The organism is Desulfurobacterium indicum (assembly GCF_001968985.1).
Taxonomy (GTDB): Bacteria; Aquificota; Aquificia; order Desulfurobacteriales; family Desulfurobacteriaceae; genus Desulfurobacterium_A; species Desulfurobacterium_A indicum.
In genome coordinates this window covers 13,457-32,893 of sequence record NZ_MOEN01000017.1, presented here as the reverse complement: position 1 = coordinate 32,893, position 19,437 = coordinate 13,457, and the positions used below count along the sequence as shown (strand labels likewise).

Here is a 19,437-nt window from a genome sequence, read left to right as displayed (position 1 = left end):
TGAGGCTAAGGAAGAACTTCAGGATATGTTCTCCAGGAGGTACTCCTAATGGTTTACACAAAATTATTGACACAACCGAGGAATGGGGTAACTTTGTATGATAAACAGTAAGAGAGGCAGGAAGGAAGGAAGGCAAAAATGGAACCGCAAAAGACTTTACCAGACCTCGTTAAGGAAGTGGTAAGGATATTTGTATTAATTGAATAAACAAACGCCCCTCACATCAGTGAGGGGAAATTTTATTTTATTATTCCGCTTGCTATTCCCCATCTGTGGGCGTACATTCTTCCGTAAGGTCTTGCGCTTACGGGAACAATTTTTGTAAAAGGTTCTGACATTATCTCTTCAACGCTCAAATTGAACGCTTTAGCAAAGCCTTTAAGTTCTGTTTCAAGTATCTCCCTATCCTTGTCATCTATTTCGAAAATTTTCACCTCTTTACCGAGATATCTTTTAGGCACTTCACCTCTAACATATATAATGCCACCGTGCATTCCTGTAGCACAGTAATCACCTACGATATCTTCACTGCTTTTTCTGTTGAGTCCAAGCAATATGAGTTTCCCACCTGCCATGTATTCACCGAAGAAATTTCCAGCTTTTCCACCTATGATGAATGTTGGGACAAACTCTTTGTATCCTTTCATGTGTATGCCGACTCTATAACCCACGTCTCCTTCTATATAGACTTTCCCGCCTCTCATTCCATATCCACAAACATCACCAGCGTGGCCTCTTACGACGATTTCTCCTTTCATCATTGTGTTGCCGACGCAGTCCTGGGCATTTCCGAAAACTTCAATCTTCGGATTGTAAAGGAATATTCCAAGGTCATTTCCAGCAGTTCCGTGAATCTCTATTTTTACAGGTTCTTTTATTCCCGTTCCTATGTACCTCTGTCCGTAAACTTCTCTGAGTATTATCTTTTCAGCACCGTTTTTAACTAACTCTTTTATCTTTGCATTAACGATTTTGTAGTGGGTTGTCCCACACTTTATCTCATAGGTTGTTTCGTTAAGCTGTTTAACTTCCATTTTCCTACCTCTTTAAGATGTTATCCTGGGTGGCAGATGCCGTCTTTACAGTAGTTCATGAGCGCGATAACTGGTTCCCCAGCTCTTGGCATCCATACCTTTTCTGGATTTTTGCAGATAACCTTTATAGCTGACTCTTCACTTGCCATGTATACGGTATCACCGTTAATTGCCGCAACGAAAGGACGAAGTTTTATCCTGTCGTTGAATCCTATGAGACCGTCTTTGTAGGCAAAGAGCATTGCGAATGGTCCGTTTAACATTGCAGACGAGTAGATTTCTCTTATTTTTTTAGCCATTTCTGCAACTTTGTTAAGCTTTTTCTTTTTCAGGTATTCAATGTCTTTCCAGAAGGGTGCAGCAATTGCCATTAGAGTTGCCTTTATCGGGAGTTTGTGTTTTCTAAAGAGAAGGTCAAAGATGTAAGCTGCAACTTCTGTATCGGTGAGTAGCGTGCACTTATAACCATACATTTCAACATACCTTTTGTTTGTTCCGTAAGAGGTTATCTCTCCATTGTGGACTATTGACCAATCGAGTAGCGTAAATGGATGGGCACCTCCCCACCAACCTGGAGTGTTTGTCGGAAAACGGGTATGAGCTATCCATATGTATCCTTTGTAACTGTCTATCTCAAAGAATTCACCAATTTCGTCCGGTTCACCCACGCCTTTGAAAGCCCCCATGTTTTTACCGCTGGAGATTACGTAGGCACCTTTTACATTTTCGTTGATAGTCATTACAGCTCTTACAACCATATCTTCTTCTGTTTCAAGGGGAAGTTTTACATCCTCTCTCGGTGTTACAAAGTATCTGTAAAATACAGGGGGAGTTGTCTTTTTGTAGAGAGATGGGACGCTCTTTGTGGGTATCATTTCGCTTTTGACAATGTGGAAAAATCTATTTAAAACAGCCGTAATTTCGGTTGCTATGTCCATGCTGTCCATCATAACGTGAAACGCGTAATATTCGGCCATGTCTGGATAAATGCCGTATGCGGCGTAGCCGGCACCCATACCGTTCCCACGTTCTTTCATAGATGTTATAGAGTCAAAGATATCTTTTCCAGAGACTCTTTTTCCGTCTCTGTTAATAAAACCTGCGAGACCGCAGCCAGACATTTCAGAATAACTCATCATTCTTCGGGCCTCCAGTCGTTATAGCCTGTTTTATCTTGCTGGATTCTTGCCTCTCTCCAATTCTTTGGAAGGTGAACAAGACCAAAGTCTATGTCAATTAGCTTTTCTTTAAATGTTGATACGTCAAGCTTCTGTCTGATAATACCTGTGAGAATACCGACGCGGTCAACCTCTCCTATGGCAACAAAGCCTACAAGGCGGTTATCTTTAATTATAGCTTTTCGGTAGTATCCCCTCTTTTCAAACCTATCGTTTACAAGGACTTCGTATGTTGAGTCTGGCGGTTCCACGATGCCTGCGTTGAGGACCGGAACCTCTTCAAGGAATTTTAGTGAGTTGAGAGGAAGTCCGCCCAGATATTTCATCTTCTTTCCAGCCATATTAAGTCCGGCAACAAGTCCCTGTTCAAAGGCGAGGGGAAAAAGTGGAAGGTTTTTCTTTGTGTTGTCTGTAATGTCTATGTTTTCTACACAGTCTCCGGCAGCATATATATCTGGAATGGATGTTTCCATGAACAGATTTGTGTCGATGCCACGGTTTACTTTTATTTCTGCCGTTTGGGCAAGTTCCGTGTTCGGTCTAACACCTATTGCAACAATTACCATTTCAGCATTAATAATTTTTCCGGATTTAAGTTTTACGCTTTCTACTTTCTCATTTCCAAGGATTTCTTCTATAGTATCTTCAAAAAAGAAGTTTATACCGATATCTCTCATTATTTTCTCTACGATTTCAGAGCCCCTGTTGTCAAGCGCTTTTCCAAGTACCTTGTTGAGAAGTTCTATAACGTAAACGTTTATTCCTTTCTTTCTTAAGAAATAGGCAACTTCAAGACCTATAAAACCTGAGCCAATTACAACAACATCTTTGACGCCATTTTTTGTTATATACTCTTTTGCGGCTTTTGCTTTTGATAGCTCTGTAAATGTGAAGACGCCTTCTTTTTCACTGCCTTTGATTGGCGGTACAAACGGTTTTGCACCTGTAGAGATTAAAAGTTTGTCGTAGTTTTCAGCTATTCCAGTGTCAAGAACAACTTCTCTCTTCTCTGGATCAATCTTTATTACCTTTGTTCCAAGTAACACTCTTACGTTTTTCTGTTCAAAGAATTTTTTATCTTTGTAGATTAGTTTCTCTTCAGGAAGGTCAACGAGAATATCGGCTATCATTGGCTTTGAGTAGCAACCTTCCTTTTCGTAGGTGATAACTGTTATTTCGCCTTCCTTATCAACTTTTCTAATACCATTTATACAGCCCACTGCTGCAGCACTGTTGCCTACTATTACATATTTCATTCTCACCTCTCCCTGTCGTAAACGAGCGCTCTGTTTGGACATGCTTCAACACATGCGGGGAAATCTCTTCCTTCACAGAGGTCACACTTTAAAGAGTGTCTTTTATTAAGATGTGGATGAACTGCACCGAAAGGACACACTAAAACACAGCTCCAGCATCCAACGCACACATCTTCGTCAAGGTGAACAGCACCGTTTTTATCCTGCCAGATAGCACCTGATATGCAGGCGTCAAGGCAAAACGGGTGTTTACAGTGTCTGCACATCACAGATATGGAAACGGGACCCTCTACCTCGACGGTTGGTCTTGGCAAAAGATCTTCAAGTTTATAGGCCTTAATGGGGTCTTTTGATTCACTGTGAACCATAGTGCAGGCAACTTCACAATACCTGCATGAGATACAGTTTTCCTCTATGGGATAAACCTTGTAAAGGTTTCTTCTCTTTTTATTTTGCTGTTTCTGCTCCATGGTCTCTCCCCTTACATTCCAGCGGGCAGAACGCCCAGGATTTTGTTTTCCTGTTCTGTCAGGCCTATACTTCTAAGCCTTAGTCTGTTGCCCTTTATACTTTCAATGGCATTAATTCCCATAGCGCCCAACATCTCTTTGATGTCATGTTTCCACGCTCTTAAAAGGTTTGACAGATTTTCAGCAACTATATCGGGATTTAGCCTCTTTGCAAGCTTCGGGTCGTTTGTTGTAATACCCCATGCACATCTACCGGTGTGGCATTGTTGACACTGTGTGCATCCAGCTGCAAGAAGTGCAACGGTTCCTATGTAAACAGCATCAGCTCCGAGGGCTATTGCTTTTAATACATCTATAGGATTTCTGAAACCTCCTGCGGCTATCAGGGATACGTTATTTCTCAAACCTTCTTTCCTGAGTCTATCGTCGACAGCAGCAATTGCAAGCTCTATTGGAATACCAACATAATCTCTCAAAGATTTCGGTGTCGCACCTGTTCCACCACGGAAACCGTCTATTGCTATGATGTCTGCTCCTGCATGGGCAATACCGGTTGCAATTGCGGCAACGTTATGAACGGCTGCGATTTTTACAGATACGGGTTTTTCGTAGTTTGTCGCCTCTTTGAGTGCATAAATTAGCTGTCTTAAGTCTTCAATAGAGTATATGTCATGGTGAGGTGCCGGAGAGATAGCGTCTGCACCAACCGGAATCATTCTTGTTTCTGCAATCCCTTCGTTTACCTTTTCACCTGGTAGGTGTCCACCAATTCCCGGTTTAGCACCCTGTCCAATTTTGATTTCAATTGCCGCTGAAGTTTCAAGATAGTTTATGTCAACTCCGAATCTTCCTGACGCTACCTGCACAATTGTGCAATTTTTATATTTTCTAAGACTTCTGTGGAGTCCGCCTTCTCCAGTGTTCCAGTATGTCCCGTTTTCTTCTGCTGCCATTGCCATTGCTTTTTGAAGGTTAAGATTGATAGAACCGTATGACATTGCAGAGAATAGAACAGGTATTTCGAGTTTAAGTTGTTTTCCAATAGTTGTTTTTATGGATATTTCGTCTTCTTCAAATTCTAACTTGTCAGGTTTCCTTCCCAAGAAGGTTTTTAGTTCCATTGGTTCTCTTAATGGGTCAATTGATGGGTTCGTTACCTGACATGCATCAAGAAGAAGGTGGTCAAAGTAGTTTCTGTAAGGTTTGTCGTTTCCTGTGGATGTAAGGATTACTGCACCGGTAAGCATCTGAACATGAATATCCCTGATTGCTTCAGGTGTCCAGTTGGCGTCAGGATGAAATGTTGAAGGATTGGGAACCACTTTTATGGCATCTGTCGGACAAAAAGCTTCACATCTTTTACAATTAACGCAGTTTTCATTACGATTTAAGATCCTGTCGTAATCTTCGTCATAGTAGGTTGCGTCAAACGTGCATTGGTCAACGCAGGATTTACATTTCACACATCTGTCAGGATCCCTTAAAACCATGAAGGGATAAAATGCAACCTGTGGTTTTTTAAAAAGCATCTTTAACCTCCGAAAAAACGATAAAAGGAGAAAGCAAAAGGTGGAAGGTATTATAGCAAAAATTTATAACCGGGTTATCCCTTGATGAAGGAACTTGATCTACAAGTTTTTTGGTTCTTTATACATGGCTACTATGCTTCTTAAATCTTGGTAGAGTTCTTTCGCCCGTTTTTGAGATTCTTCGACCTGCATACTTATATTACTAAGGTTTCCTTTCAATATTTTAACAACTCTTTTATCTAACTTGTTCTTTTGGGCAAGCTCTTCTATTATAGAGACGGCTCTTTCCGGGGGAAGTCCTTTTTTATAGGGCCTATCTTCTCTTAAGGCTGTAAATATATCTGCCACGGCCATTACCCTTGATCCGAGTGAAAGTTCCTTAGCTGCAAGTCTAAAAGGGTATCCTGTTCCATCAAGGGTTTCATGGTGATAGGAAGCCCATTCTATTATGTCGTTATCAACATTCAGTCGTGATATGATTTTGTAGCTATAAAAAACATGGGATTTCATTACGTTAAATTCTTCTTCCGTTAGCTTTCCCTGTTTTTCTAGTATGTTTAGCGGTATTGCCACTTTTCCTATGTCGTGTAAAAGTCCTGCTATTTTTATTTTTTTTAAGTCTGGAGATGTGAATTTAAAGAAACTGGCAAGTGAGACAGCTGTTTGAGCTACTCCAGAAGAGTGAGTGGCTGTAAAAGGGCTTTTAAAGTCAATTAAGTAAGCCAGAATTTGTGAAAGGTCATAAAAGGCTTCTGACGGAAGCTTGTTATCGAAGCTTTTTAATAAGTATTCCAGTGTTTCTTTCAAACATTCCTCATTTAGTATTTCATACCAGAAGGCTTCCTGGTGAGAAATTTTATTGAGAAACAGATCTACCAGCTTCGGACTAAAGGTTTTTCCTTTCTGCCTATTAAGGAATTTTTCAAGTTTTGGCAATACTTTGGATATATTTGAATAAGGCTCTTCAGGATCTGCATTGTTTATTATAAAGATGTCTATTCTGTCTGCCAGATTTACTATAGCTGCGCTAAATGGAATATGTGGACTTGATATTGCTTCTTGATAAGAATAATGATGATACTTAACAATTTTAGCTATTTTTGAAAAATAGGGAAATTTTTTTAAAAGTTCATATCCTACTTCCGCATGGAGGTGAATTTTCTTTGTCTCTTTTTCTGAAGGGTTTTTTAAAAGAGCTATATCTTCGCTTATGTGAACGAGTAGAAGTCCTATATCGTGAAGCAGTCCGGAGACTAGAAGATTGTAAAGAAATTCATTTGAAAAGCTTATCTCTTTTCCTATAAGATAAGAGAGGAAAGCCACCCTGTAATTGTGATTGTTTATTGCCGGATCTGAGAGACCGTTCATTGAGGATATTGCTAGTAGAAATTTTGATATATCAATAGTTTGACCAAGCGCCACCATTTCAAGTATCCCCCATTTCAGTTTATATTTTGCATTATACCTCTTATTTGCAGATTGGAAATAATAATAATTAAATTTAAGAATTTAATTTTAATTTCTTAAATTAACCATCAGGTAGTAGTAGGTGTTTTTTATCTTAGCGGTTGGTATTTCCCAAGAATTAAATACATGTGCTTTTCCATTTCTGAAGCTTTCTCTCTGTCCAAAATTATTATTTCTTCAGAATCATTCATTGGAATCAAGAATACAGTATTTTCTTTCAAAAAGTATCGCCTTATTTCTCTTTTACCATTTCTTGATACAAGAATTTTTTCTCCATTTTTTAAAGATTTAAGAGGAACTTTGGCTACCAATAGAACATCACCGGCTTTTACAACATTGCACAGGTCTTCGTTTATTTCTATCCATAACACTTGATACGGTATATTTCCGTTAGGATGATTAGGAAGGTCTATTTTTTTTGTTTTATACTCCATATTTTTCTCTTCTTTGAAGAAGTACTCTGGAGATGTCCCGAGTATTTTTGCTAGCCTTATGACGTATTCGGCTTTAGGTTCTCTCTGTCCCGATTCCCATCTTGCATAACTTACCGGATGAACTCCTAAAATCTCTGCAAGCTCTTCTTGTGTTAAATTTTTTTTCTTTCTTAATTTCTTAAGTTTTAAAGGATCAAACTTTTCCATAAAGCCTTCCCTGTGCTTGTATTTATTTCTTCCATCTTATTTGTTTCTTTGCCAAAGCTCTCATTTTGTTTATTGAAACTCATTCGTATTTATAATCATTTGTTTCCGTTGTTCCAATATGCAACGTAAATTTAAAAAAATTTTTTTAAAAAGCCAATAACCGTGAGGCTGAATAATGGAACCAATAGGTTATAATCGAATATTAAAATCTCATAATTTTCGCTTTTTAAAGGTTTGGAAGGTTTGAGAGTAAATAATCCTGACTTTTTAAGAAAGTGGCGCGCCCGGCAGGGATCGAACCTGCGACCTCGAGATTAGGAATCTCGCGCTCTATCCTACTGAGCTACGGGCGCAGCACTTTATTTTTAAGAAAATATAGCTACTTTTAGGTTAAATTCAACCTACCACAGAGGTGTTCTGCATATAATTTCACTTCTCTGAGGTCCTGTAGAGACAAAAGATACAGGAATGCCAACATATTCTTCAATGAAGTTTATAAACTTTTTAGCGTTTTCTGGAAGTTTATCAAATTCCTGTATCTGTGTAGTTTCCGTATGCCATCCCGGTAATGTTTTGTAAATCGGTTCTACAAGTTCAAGTTCTTCAACTGTTGACGGAAAGTTACTAATGGTTTTTCCATCCAGTTTATATCCAACACATATTTTTATCTCTTCAAATGCATCGAGAACGTCAAGTTTTGTGATTACAAGGGAATCAAGGTCGTTAACTATGGTTGAATATTTAACGGCAACAAGGTCCAACCAGCCGCAGCGTCTTGGTCTTCCGGTTGTTGAGCCGTATTCGTGTCCCCTTGCTCTTAATAGTTCTCCTAACTGACAGCCAAGTTCTGTAGGAAAAGGGCCGCTTCCCACTCTCGTTGTGTAAGCTTTTGCAATTCCGGCTATTTTTTGAACTTTTTTTGGACTGATACCTGTTCCAGAAGCTATACCTAAAGCTGAAGAGTTTGAAGATGTAACAAATGGATATGTTCCGGCATCTATGTCAAGAAGTGTTGCCTGAGCACCTTCAAACAGGACATTTTTTCCTTCGTCAATGGCTCTATTTAAAAAGGATATTGTATCGGCCACAAAAGGTTCAAGTTTTTCAAAGGCACGCATGGTTGATGTGTATATCTCATCGGCGTTCAAGTCGGGTTCATAACCATAAACATATTTAAGAATTATGCTTTTTTCTTTAATATTTTCTACAAGTCTTCTCTTAAAGGTTTCGGGGTTTTTAAGGTCAGCAATTCTTATGCCCATCCTTCCGGCTTTGTCTCTGTATGCAGGACCTATACCTTTTAATGTTGTGCCTATTGAACCGTTACCTTTTTTCATTTCTGAGGCTGCATCAAGCTGCTTATGGTAGGGAAGTATTATATGTGCTCTTTCAGATAGAAGAATTCTTCCATCTACCGGTTTTCCGACACGTTTTATAAATTCCACTTCATTTATGAGAGCTTCAAGGTCGATTACCATTCCGTTTCCGAGAACACATATTTTTTCATCGTGAAGAATACCGGACGGAAGCAGATGGAGAACGTATTTGTTTCCGCTTATTACTACTGTATGCCCGGCGTTGTTTCCGCCCTGAAACCTTGCAATTATATCTGCTTTGTCCGAAAGGATATCTACTATTTTTCCTTTACCTTCGTCACCCCACTGGGTGCCCACTATTCCAAGTGTTGCCATTAATGTTCCTCCAGACTTTCTATTATCTTGCTAACAGTTTCCTCAATTGTTCTACCTTCTTCAATCACTTTTCTGGTATTTCGTCCTGTAACGATCACTCGATTATTTTCACCCTGGGGATTGAGGACTATAGCATATTTGAATCCTTTGTTAAAGGCTACTTCTAGTGAGGCTTCAACCGGTCTTTTAACTATATCCCTTGCAACGTTATATCCTTGTTTCCTGAGCAGTTTTGCTACTTCGTAGGCTTTCCTGAGTTCCTTCTTCATATCTATTATATAAATGTCGGATGGCAGTTGCAGATTGAGGGTCTCTTTTCTTTTTACAAGTTGATAAATGTGGTCTATTCTGATTGCTGCTCCAGTAGCAGGTAGGTTTCTTCCGAAACTTTTCACCAAACTGTCGTATCTTCCGCCGTTTCCGAGAGATATACCGAATAGAGGATGGAAGATTTCAAACGTTATTCCACTATGGTATTTCATTCCTCTTCTCTCTGATAGATCAAAAATTATATTTTCTTCAAAGCCGTAAGTCTTTAAGATTTCAAACATTTCTTTAAGTGTGTTTACTGCTCTTTTTGCTTTTTCATTGCCAAATATTTCAAGTGCTCTATCAAGAATCTCCGCTTTTCCGTAAAGTTCTAGGAGTTCTTCTATCTTTTCTCTCTTGCTTGCCTCCAGGTTGTTTTCATCCATAAATATTTCTATGCCGGATAGATCTTTGTGTGATAGGAGCTTTATGAACTTTATTTTACTTTCTTTTTCTATATTGAGCTCCTCCAATACACCATCTATAAATTCAACATGTCCTATGTCTATTTGGAAGGATTTAAGTCCTAAATTTTTCAGTATATCAACGATTATGCTTACTACTTCTGCATCAGCTTCTATATCATTTACGCCGATAAGCTCAAATCCAAATTGAGGAAATTCCCGGCTTCCCTTGGTATCCCTGAAAATACTTCCTTTATAGTAAAACCTGAACGGAGGTTCCTCGTTTTTAAAGGATGCTGCTACTATTCTTGCAATTTGTGGCGTAAAGTCTGGACGAACAGATATCAGTTTTCCGGTCTGTTTATCAACAAGTTTGAAGGCAAGTTCTTCAAACTGCTCATCTATCTTTTTAAATGTTGCAAGGTACTCTATTGTGGGTGGGACAACAGGAAGGTAGCCCCACTGCTGTGCAATGCCCTCCATTTTCTTAAAAATGTGACCTATTTCAAGGGCTTCTTTAGGCAGATGTGTTTTAAATCCTCTTGGAATTTCAGTTTCTCTCATTTTACATCCTTAATTTAAAGATTTTAAAATCCTAAATATTTAACTATCTCTCTCTCATCAGCAGGTAATGTAACCGGTTTTACACCCATTGACATAGCCGTATCGGGATCTTTAAGACCGTGGCCAGTTAACGTGCAGACAATAACATCACCTTTTGAAAAAAGTTTTTTCTCTCTGTTGGCTTTGATTACGCCTGCTATTGATGCTGCAGAGGCAGGTTCGCAGAATATACCTTCCGTTCTTGCAACCAATCTGTACGCTTCAAGAATCTCTTCGTCAGTTACCATATCTATGAAACCGCCAGATTCTTTCGCTGCATTTACAGCTCCCTCCCAACTGGCTGGATTTCCTATACGAATAGCTGTTGCTATCGTTTCGGGATTTTTAACAGGATGTCCAAGAACGATTGGTGCTGCACCTGCTGCCTGCCAGCCGCACATCTTTGGCTTTGAGTTAACTTTACCTGCTTCGAAGTATTCTTTGTATCCCATCCAATAAGCTGTTATGTTACCTGCGTTACCGACAGGGATAAAATGAAAATCAGGTGCTTTCCCGAGTTGTTCACATATTTCAAAAGCGGCTGTCTTTTGTCCTTGAAGTCTGTAGGGGTTGATTGAGTTTACAATTGTTATGGGATAATCTCCCCCTATATCTCTCACTATATCAAGAGCTTCGTCGAAGTTTCCTTTTATTTGGATTACTTCGGCACCATACATAACTGCCTGGGATAGTTTTCCGAGGGCTATTTTCCCTTCAGGGATTAAAACTACCGCCTTTATACCTGCTTTGGCAGCATACGCTGCGGCTGCAGCAGACGTGTTTCCGGTAGAGGCACATATTACCGCTTTTGCTCCGTCTTCCATGGCTTTTGAGACAGCCATGGTCATTCCTCTGTCTTTAAAAGAGCCTGTCGGGTTCAGCCCTTCATATTTGAGGTATATTTTAATGTCGGGATTGATTGCGGTAGCTAAGTTATCCGCTTCTATTAAAGGGGTGTTTCCTTCTCTTAGTGTTATAACCGGTGTCTTTTCCGTTACAGGTAGAAATTCTCTGAATTCTTCTATTACTCCTCTCCACAGTTTCATCTAATTATACCTCCGTTTTAAAGGCCATTTAGCTCCAGAAGTGAATTATATAAAAACTCCATATTTGTTAAAATTCCAGTAAGCTTTAATTTTCAGAGGCGGTAATGTTTGAAGGAATATATGTTGCCATACCTACACCTTTTAAAGATGGAAAGGTTGATGAAAAGGCGTTGAGGGAGCATATAGAGTTTCTTATAGAAAGCGGTGTGAACGGTATCGTTCCCTGTGGAACGACAGGGGAATCCGCCACTCTTTCCTATGAAGAGCATGAAGAGGTTATAGCTATTACCATTGATCAGGTAAAAGGAAGAGCCAAAGTTATAGCTGGTACAGGTTCTAACTCTACCAAGGAAGCGATAGAGCTTACAGCTTACGCAAAAGAAGCGGGTGCTGATGGAGCACTCCTTATTACACCTTACTACAATAAGCCTAATCAGGAAGGTCTTTATCGTCATTTTAAGGCAATTGCTGAAGCCGTGGATATCCCAATTGTTCTATACAACGTTCCTGGTAGAACTGGGGTTAACATGCTACCGGAAACGGTTGCAAGGTTGTCAGTTATAGAAAACGTTGTTGCAATTAAAGAGGCTACAGGAAGTACGAATGTCGCAACCGAAATTGTTAACCTTTGTGGTGATAAAATAGAGGTTCTATCAGGTGATGATCTTACGTTTTATCCGTTGCTTGCCGTTGGTGGAAAAGGTGTAATTTCTGTTACGGCAAACATTGTCCCAGATAGAATGGTAAAAATGTATAGAGCCTTTGTAAAAGGCAATATTGATGAGGCAAGGAAGCTCCATTTAGAGCTTTATCCTCTTCACAAAACGATGTTTGTTGATACCAATCCTATTCCTGTTAAAACGGCTCTTTCAATGATGGGAAGAATGGAGAAGGAGTTCAGATTACCTCTCTGTCTGACAACGCCGGAGAAAGAAGAGATTATAAGAAAAGTCTTAAAAGAGAAGGGGGTGCTCTAAATGGGTGTTCAGATAAGTTATTCAGATATGGAGCGTCTCCTCTATCAGTTTGAGCTTCGGAAAAAGGATGTCGATAACCTTAAAGAAATTGGTCATATGCTTATCTCTTTTAAGGATGAATTTGCAGAAGCTTTTTTCAACCAGCTTTTGAAGTATGATGAGGCTTCAAAATACATTTCGGAAGATGATTTTAAAAAGATAAAGGATGAAGTTATTCACTGGTATGAGCAACTCTTTTCGGGTAAGTACGATTCAGAGTATCTCACTTACATACTGAGAATTGCCAAGGTTCATGCTGACCTCGGAATCCCTACAAATCTTATCGTTGCTATGATGAACTTTGTGAGGCGTTTTTGCACTAAGAGAATTGTTAAAGTGCTTGTTGAACAGAAAGGAGAAGGGTGCACTCTTATAGAGGAATATACCCGTTCCCTCTCAAAACTTCTTGACCTTCATCTTTCTGTTATGCTTTCTTTCTACATAGATCATGAAATGAGAACATTTATTGAAGCTGATCCTGCCGAGAAGTTTGTTATAAGGTTCACCAAAAAGTTTGCCTTTGTTATGGATGTTGCAATTATTCTGGGTTTAATGGTTCTTGGCATTGTGGTAGCAGGTCTCTTTGTTATGGATGTTATCCATTTCTTCCACGGAGATCTTTCTCACGGTCTCATATCTGCCCTTGGTGATCTACTTATTCTTTGGACTGTTTTAGAACTCCTAAACAGTGAGATAAAATTCATGATGGGTGGAGAACTTGCAGTCAGTGCATTTGTTAGTGTTGCCCTTGCAGCTACTATTCGTGAAGCACTTGTTCTTTCCCTTGAACATACGAAACCTGTTTCGTTTAAACTTGGTATAGGTGCGTTGATTCTTATTCTTGGTATTGTTTACGGTATTGTTAAATGGTTTGAGTATAAGAGAGGTGATTGATGGTAAAAGTGGCGGTTAACGGTGCCAACGGAAGAATGGGAAGGCTGATTTCTTCTCTTATTAAGGCTGAAGATAACATGGAACTTGCTGGAGTTCTTGAGAAACCGGGTTCCCCACTTATAGGGAAATCTTTTGATGATAAACTTGTGTTTGTTTCATCACTTTCCGAAATTTCCAATAAACCTGATGTGGTAATAGATTTTACTGTTCCGTCTGCTACTCTTGAATTGTTAAAAGAAGCCAAAAAGAATAATGTTGCACTTGTTATAGGGACGACCGGATTTAAACCCGAAGAAATTGAAGAGATAAAGAAAGCAGCCCGAGATATTCCGATAGTCTTTTCACCGAATATGAGCCTCGGGGTGAACATACTCTTTAAATTCGTCGGTGAAGTTGCAAAAGCGTTGAAGAATAAAGGTTATGACATAGAGATTTTTGAAATCCATCACAGATTTAAAAAGGATGCACCTTCTGGAACCGCTATGAGACTCGCTGAAGTTATAGCAGAGGCAATTGGTAGAAGGCTTGAAGACGTTGCTGTTTACGGTAGGAAAGGTTTTGTCGGAGAGAGGAAACCTGAAGAGATAGGTATCCTTGCAGCCAGGATGGGAGATGTGGTTGGAGACCATACGGTCTTTTTTGCCGCTCCCGGTGAGAGGATAGAGCTAACCCACAGAGCCACAAGCAGAGAGACTTTTGCTAAAGGTGCTGTTGAAGCTGCAAAGTGGATTTATGGAAGACCAGCAGGTCTTTACACTATGTTCGATATTCTTGGTATTTAAGGGAGGATAGATGTTTGAACTTATTCCTGCAGTTGACATAAAAGGTGGTAAGTGTGTAAGGCTCTACAAGGGAAGGGCCGATGCGATAAAGGAATACTTTGACAATCCTGTTGATGCGGCAATGTTGTGGCAGGACAAAGGTGCAACAAGGCTTCATGTTGTTGATCTTGACGGAGCTTTTAACGGTGTTCCGGCAAATATCAGGATAGTTGAAGAAATTATTAAAAGGCTTTCCATTCCTGTTCAATTTGGTGGAGGAGTCAGAACCATAGATGCCGTAAAGGCTTTAAAAGATATAGGTATTGACAGAATTATCCTTGGAACTGTTGCTGTTGAAAATCCAGAACTTTTCCTTGAGATGGTTGAATCTTTTCCGGGCGGCGTGGTTTTAGGCGTTGATGCCAAAGACGGTTTTATGACAACGAGGGGATGGGTGGAGAAAACGGATCTAAAAGCGGTTGATTTTGCTAAAAGGTACGAGAGTCTCTCTATCTGGGGATTTGTTTACACCGATATTTCAAGAGACGGAACTCTTGAGGGACCAAACTTTGAAGAAGTTTCTAACTTTGCAAAGAGTGTTAGGAAGCCTGTTATAGCTTCCGGCGGTATTGCTACGGAAGATGATGTTATTCGTCTTTCCAGAATTCCGAATGTGGTTGGTGCTATTACGGGAAAGGCACTTTACGAGGGTGCGATAGATTTTGAATCGGTTATAAAAAAGCTGAAAGGTGATTTATGAAAAAGGTTGCCGTTATAAGTCTTGGATGTCCCAAAAATCTGGTTGATACCGAGCATATAGTAGGTCTTTTAAAGGCTACAGGAGATGTGCTTTTTGTTGATAACCTTGAGGATGCGGACATCATTATCGTTAATACCTGCGGATTTATAACACCTGCCAAGGAAGAATCCATAGACGAGATACTAACGGCCATAGAAGAGAAGAAAAGAGATCCTGAGAAAAAGGTTGTTGTTGCGGGATGTCTCTATCAGAGATACAGAGATGAACTTAAAAAAGAGCTTCCAGAAGTAGATGTTTTTATAGGTGTTGACGAACTTGAGAGGAGTGTTGATAAGATACTTGATAGACAGTTTCAACCTGAAAAACCATTTCTTTACAGGCATATTCTTACGCCTTCCCATATAGCCTATCTTAAGATTGCTGAAGGATGTTCAAACAACTGTACCTACTGCGCTATTCCCCTTATAAGGGGGCCTTACAGGAGTCGTCCAGAGGAAGAGATTATTGAAGAGGCAAGGTTTCTTGCCGAGAAAGGCGTTAAAGAACTTTACATTATAGCTCAGGATACAACTGCCTACGGTATGGATAAGAAGGAGAAAAACGGTTTGCTGAAGCTTTTGAAAAAGCTTGAAACGGTTGAAGGAATTGAGTGGATAAGACTTATGTACACCTATCCATCTCACATTACCGATGAGTTGATAGATTATATTGCTGATAGCAAAAAAGTTCTTCACTATCTTGATGTTCCGTTTCAGCATGTTACGGATAAGGTTTTGCTTTCAATGGGAAGAAAATATTTTCGCAAATATATAGATGAACTTATAGATAAGATAAGAACAAGGATTCCCGATGTTGCATTGAGGAGCACGTTTATTGTAGGCTTTCCTTCTGAGACGGAAGAGGATTTTGAAAAGCTTGTTGAATTTTTGAAAGAGAAAAAACTTGATTGGGTTGGTTTTTTCAAATATTCAAGTGAAGAGGGAACAGCTGCCTATAATATGGGAGATCTCCCAGAAGATGTTAAAGATTCAAGGCTCAACCTTTTAGAAGAAGTTCAGTATTCTATTTTTGAAGAGAATAACAGAAAATTTATCGGGAAAGAGATGAGACTTATCGTTGACGGTCCGGCTGACGATATGGAAGGTTATGTTGAGGCAAGAGGCTATAGAAATGCGTACGAAGTGGACGGAATAGTTTACTTAAAGGGTAATTATCCCCCTGGAACGTTTGTAGATGCAAAAATAACCGCACTTGCCAGTAATGTTGACCTTATCGCCGAACCGATTGAGTAAATGGAGAAGAAACATGGAAGAACAGTTTAAGGTTAATAAAACCTATGAAGAGATAAACGAAAAAATAAGGCAGGGCGAAGCGGTTGTTGTAACCGCCGAAGAGATGATTGAAATTGTTGAAGAAATGGGCGTTGTAAAGGCAGCCGAAGAAGTGGATGTCGTTACTACAGGAACATTTGGTGCGATGTGTTCATCCGGTGCCTTTTTAAATGTAGGTCATACAAGGCCTAAAATGAAGATGGAAGAGATCTACCTTAATGGTGTTCCTGCCTATGGTGCCCTTGCTGCTGTTGATCTTTATATTGGAGCAAGTGCCCTTCCTGAAAATGATCCTCGAAACGAGGTTTATCCTGGTAGGTTTGAGTACGGTGGTGCACACGTTATCGAAGAATTGATAGCAGGTGAGGATATAGAGCTTGAAGCCTATGCTTACGGCACAGATTGTTATCCAAGGAGAGAAATCAAAAAAATTATTAACATAAAAACCGTGCGAGACGCTATTTTGTGCAATCCAAGGAACTGCTATCAGAACTATAACGTTGCAGTTAATAAATCTTCCAGAACGATTTATACTTATATGGGAATACTTCGTCCAAACATGGGAAATGCCACATACTCAAGTGCCGGACAGTTGAGCCCGCTTCTCAATGATCCGTTTTTTGAAACAATAGGTATCGGGACGCGGATATTCCTGGGCGGTGGCATTGGATATATTGCGTTTCATGGAACTCAGCATGCACCATTCGGTGTAAGGAGAACAAAGAAAGGACAGCCCGTTGAGGGAAGCGGTACCATAATGACTGTCGGCGACATGAAGCAGATGAGCACCAATTTCATAAGGGCTGCTTCAATTATTGGCTATGGTGTTTCTCTCTTTGTCGGGATCGGGATTCCCATACCTATACTTAATGAGAGAATAGCTTTTTACACTTCCGTTAAAGATTCCGAAATACTAGCACCTGTTTATGACTACTCCTCCGATTATCCAAGCGGTGAAGCGGTTAATCCGATAGCTTATGTTAATTACGGTGACTTGAGGAAGGGACAGATAGAGATAAACGGCAAAAAGATTCAAACCTGTCCTCTCTCTTCCTACTACAAAGCAAGGGAGATAGCAAACATTCTGAAGGAGTGGATAAAAGAGGGGAGGTTTGAAATTTCAAGGCCTGCAGAAAGACTTCCGGCGCCAAAGCCGGATGTAAAGATTGAGTATGAGGAGAGAAAATGATATGGGGCTCCAAAGCCCCTTTGTTGTTAAACTGGTCTTTTATGAACGGCTCTTATAAATGTATCCATTGCTGCTTTCACAGATATTCCATACTCTATCCTGTATCCCATCCTTGTCAGGGCAAATTCGACAGCTTCAAGTTCTGTTAAGAGATCAAAGATGTCAACGTATCCCATGTGAGAGAGTCTGAATATTTTTCCTTTTAGGTGATCCTGTCCACCAGCTATGACGATTCCGAACTTTTCCCTTATCCATGAAACGAGCTTCTGTCCGTCTATACCTTCAGGAACCTTTACAGCTGTTACTCCGTTTGCCGGCACTTCTGATAAAAGTTCAAGTCCTAAGGCTTTTATTCCTTCTCTTGCACACATTGCCAGTATGCGGTGCCTTTCGGCAACATTTTCAAGTCCTTCTTCCTCTATCATTTTTAGCGCTTCATTTAGTCCCACTATAAGATTTACAGCTGGTGTGTATGCAGTTTGCCCCTTTGCCTGATTTTTAATCTCTTTTGCAAGGTCAAAGTAGTAAACACTCCTTTCCCTTTCCAGACGCTTTTTAGCCTTTTCGTTAAGAGAAATGACGGCAAGCCCGGGCGGTGTCATTAGAGCTTTTTGGGAACCTGTTATAGCAACGTCTATATTCCAGTCATCAACTGGGATGTCGTAAACTCCAAAGGCCGTTATACCATCGGCAACTAATATCACATCATCATATTTTGATGTAATTTCACCTATCGCCCTTACATCGTTGTAAACACCTGTTGATGTTTCGCATATCTGGATAAAAACACCCTTTACGTTTGGGTTTTTCTCTATTGCTTCCTTTATATCTTCAACCTTTACCGCTTTTCCCCATTCAAGTTCTATTACTACAGGTTTGACGCCAAACGCTTCGCAGAGCTCTTTCCACCTTTTTCCGAACTTTCCGCCTACCACGACAACGGCGCTGTCACCGGGAGCGAACAGGTTGGCAACGGCTGCTTCCATTGCACCTGTTCCGGAAGCGGTCAGAACGAGCGTGTCTCTTTCAGTTCTGAAAAACCTCTTAAGTCTTTCTATTGTTTCAGAGAAAATGGTTTTAAATTCCGGAGAGCGGTGGTATAGCGTGTGAGTTGACATCGCCTGAAGAACCCTTTCGGGAACTATTGTAGGTCCCGGAGTCAGCAGTCTCGTTTTAATCGGTTTCAAAGCGGCCTCCTTTTGTTTTAAATTTTTTATTTCATCGGTTAGAAATTATACCCATTTTTTTCTCTCTTAAATTTTTGAAGAAATCTTTCATCAACGTTTCCACTTCCGGGATGTAAATCTTTACCGTTTCAACCTGATGGTTTGCTTTCGGATGGGAAAGCGTTGAAAACAGGCTTTCAATCCCGCCAAATTTTGGATCCGGTACAGAATAGACCACCTTTTTTACTCTTGCCTGAATTATGGCACCGCAGCACATTATGCACGGCTCTACCGTTGAGTATAACGTGCAATCATTTAATCTCCAGGAATTTAATTTTCTTGAAGCTTCCTCTATAGCAATGATTTCTGCATGGGCTGTCGGTTTTTGGAGAAATTCTTTTCGGTTAAAGCCTCTTCCTATAATTTGGTTATCTTTTACAATCACAGCACCTATGGGAACCTCCCCATATCTGTATGCCTTTTCTGCTTCTTTTAGTGCTTCAAGTATAAATACAACGTCACTTTTCATTATAGATTCCTTTTAGGGGGATTTGGAGAAAATTTATGATTGATAAGGTTCAAAGGAAAGGGATGAGAAGTGGCGCGCCCGGCAGGAGTCGAACCCGCAACCTTGGGATCCGTAGTCCCACGCTCTATCCAGTTGAGCTACGGGCGCGTTAGTCAAAGCTAAA

18 protein-coding genes and 2 tRNA genes are annotated in these 19,437 nt (G+C 40.0%); 6 read left to right on the top strand and 14 right to left on the bottom strand.

From position 1 onward, the window contains the following. Positions 1-239: 239 nt before the first annotated feature. The 11 genes from BLW93_RS05455 to thrC form a co-directional block, all read right to left on the bottom strand. Positions 240-1,034 carry a GltB/FmdC/FwdC-like GXGXG domain-containing protein gene (locus tag BLW93_RS05455; protein WP_076713087.1) on the bottom strand — a complete coding sequence of 265 codons (795 nt, stop codon included), beginning with the start codon at positions 1,032-1,034 and terminating at the stop codon, positions 240-242. Positions 1,035-1,054: 20 nt separating this feature from the next. Next, positions 1,055-2,173, bottom strand: coding sequence for a class II glutamine amidotransferase (locus BLW93_RS05450; RefSeq protein ID WP_076713086.1), 1,119 nt, complete (start codon positions 2,171-2,173; stop codon positions 1,055-1,057). Further along, complete coding sequence (locus tag BLW93_RS05445) at positions 2,170-3,468, bottom strand: NAD(P)/FAD-dependent oxidoreductase (protein ID WP_076713085.1); 1,299 nt, start codon at positions 3,466-3,468, stop codon at positions 2,170-2,172. Before BLW93_RS05445 ends, BLW93_RS05450 begins: the two co-directional genes overlap by 4 nt. Positions 3,469-3,470: 2 nt before the next feature. Beyond that, complete coding sequence (locus BLW93_RS05440) at positions 3,471-3,938, bottom strand: 4Fe-4S dicluster domain-containing protein (RefSeq protein ID WP_076713084.1); 468 nt, start codon at positions 3,936-3,938, stop codon at positions 3,471-3,473. Between the two features lie 11 nt (positions 3,939-3,949). Next, positions 3,950-5,467 carry a glutamate synthase-related protein gene (locus tag BLW93_RS05435; protein ID WP_076713083.1) on the bottom strand — a complete coding sequence of 506 codons (1,518 nt, stop codon included), beginning with the start codon at positions 5,465-5,467 and terminating at the stop codon, positions 3,950-3,952. Between the two features lie 99 nt (positions 5,468-5,566). Beyond that, positions 5,567-6,892, bottom strand: coding sequence for an HD-GYP domain-containing protein (locus tag BLW93_RS05430; protein WP_076713082.1), 1,326 nt, complete (start codon positions 6,890-6,892; stop codon positions 5,567-5,569). A 131-nt stretch (positions 6,893-7,023) separates the two neighbouring features. Beyond that, entirely contained in the window at positions 7,024-7,575 is a 552-nt protein-coding gene (locus BLW93_RS05425; protein WP_076713081.1) for an XRE family transcriptional regulator, read from the bottom strand. A 276-nt stretch (positions 7,576-7,851) separates the two neighbouring features. Next, positions 7,852-7,928, bottom strand: a tRNA-Arg gene (locus BLW93_RS05420). A gap of 48 nt (positions 7,929-7,976) precedes the next feature. After that, the gene (locus BLW93_RS05415; RefSeq protein ID WP_076713080.1) at positions 7,977-9,266 is read right to left on the bottom strand and encodes an adenylosuccinate synthase; all 1,290 of its coding nucleotides are present in this window, start codon (positions 9,264-9,266) and stop codon (positions 7,977-7,979) included. After that, positions 9,266-10,543: an ATP phosphoribosyltransferase regulatory subunit gene (gene hisZ, locus BLW93_RS05410; protein ID WP_076713079.1), complete on the bottom strand. Its 1,278-nt coding sequence runs from the start codon at positions 10,541-10,543 to the stop codon at positions 9,266-9,268. The genes BLW93_RS05415 and hisZ overlap by 1 nt, the downstream gene beginning before the upstream one ends. 23 nt (positions 10,544-10,566) lie before the next feature. Next, entirely contained in the window at positions 10,567-11,628 is a 1,062-nt protein-coding gene (thrC, locus tag BLW93_RS05405) for a threonine synthase (RefSeq protein ID WP_076713078.1), read from the bottom strand. 104 nt (positions 11,629-11,732) lie between these two features. Between thrC and dapA the strand changes: the two genes are divergently transcribed. Genes dapA through BLW93_RS05375 form a run of 6 tightly spaced genes read left to right on the top strand, consistent with a single transcriptional unit; the run spans position 11,733 to position 17,579 of the window. Continuing rightward, positions 11,733-12,605, top strand: coding sequence for a 4-hydroxy-tetrahydrodipicolinate synthase (gene dapA, locus BLW93_RS05400; RefSeq protein WP_076713077.1), 873 nt, complete (start codon positions 11,733-11,735; stop codon positions 12,603-12,605). Beyond that, complete coding sequence (locus BLW93_RS05395) at positions 12,606-13,538, top strand: protoglobin domain-containing protein (protein WP_076713076.1); 933 nt, start codon at positions 12,606-12,608, stop codon at positions 13,536-13,538. Then, positions 13,538-14,320: a 4-hydroxy-tetrahydrodipicolinate reductase gene (gene dapB / locus BLW93_RS05390; protein ID WP_076713075.1), complete on the top strand. Its 783-nt coding sequence runs from the start codon at positions 13,538-13,540 to the stop codon at positions 14,318-14,320. Before BLW93_RS05395 ends, dapB begins: the two co-directional genes overlap by 1 nt. A 10-nt stretch (positions 14,321-14,330) precedes the next feature. Beyond that, entirely contained in the window at positions 14,331-15,059 is a 729-nt protein-coding gene (gene hisA, locus BLW93_RS05385) for a 1-(5-phosphoribosyl)-5-[(5-phosphoribosylamino)methylideneamino]imidazole-4-carboxamide isomerase (protein ID WP_076713074.1), read from the top strand. Continuing rightward, positions 15,056-16,351, top strand: a complete 1,296-nt coding sequence (gene rimO, locus BLW93_RS05380; RefSeq protein WP_076713073.1) for a 30S ribosomal protein S12 methylthiotransferase RimO — start codon at positions 15,056-15,058, stop codon at positions 16,349-16,351. Before hisA ends, rimO begins: the two co-directional genes overlap by 4 nt. 13 nt (positions 16,352-16,364) lie before the next feature. Then, on the top strand, positions 16,365-17,579 hold the full coding sequence (locus BLW93_RS05375; protein WP_076713072.1) for a homocysteine biosynthesis protein: 1,215 nt from the start codon (positions 16,365-16,367) through the stop codon (positions 17,577-17,579). Between the two features lie 26 nt (positions 17,580-17,605). Here BLW93_RS05375 and BLW93_RS05370 read toward each other — a convergent pair whose 3' ends face one another. The 3 genes from BLW93_RS05370 to BLW93_RS05360 form a co-directional block, all read right to left on the bottom strand. Beyond that, entirely contained in the window at positions 17,606-18,766 is a 1,161-nt protein-coding gene (locus tag BLW93_RS05370) for a pyridoxal-phosphate-dependent aminotransferase family protein (RefSeq protein WP_076713071.1), read from the bottom strand. A 31-nt stretch (positions 18,767-18,797) separates the two neighbouring features. Further along, complete coding sequence (locus tag BLW93_RS05365; protein WP_076713070.1) at positions 18,798-19,274, bottom strand: nucleoside deaminase; 477 nt, start codon at positions 19,272-19,274, stop codon at positions 18,798-18,800. A gap of 70 nt (positions 19,275-19,344) precedes the next feature. Next, positions 19,345-19,421 (bottom strand) — tRNA-Arg (locus BLW93_RS05360). Positions 19,422-19,437 lie beyond the last annotated feature (16 nt).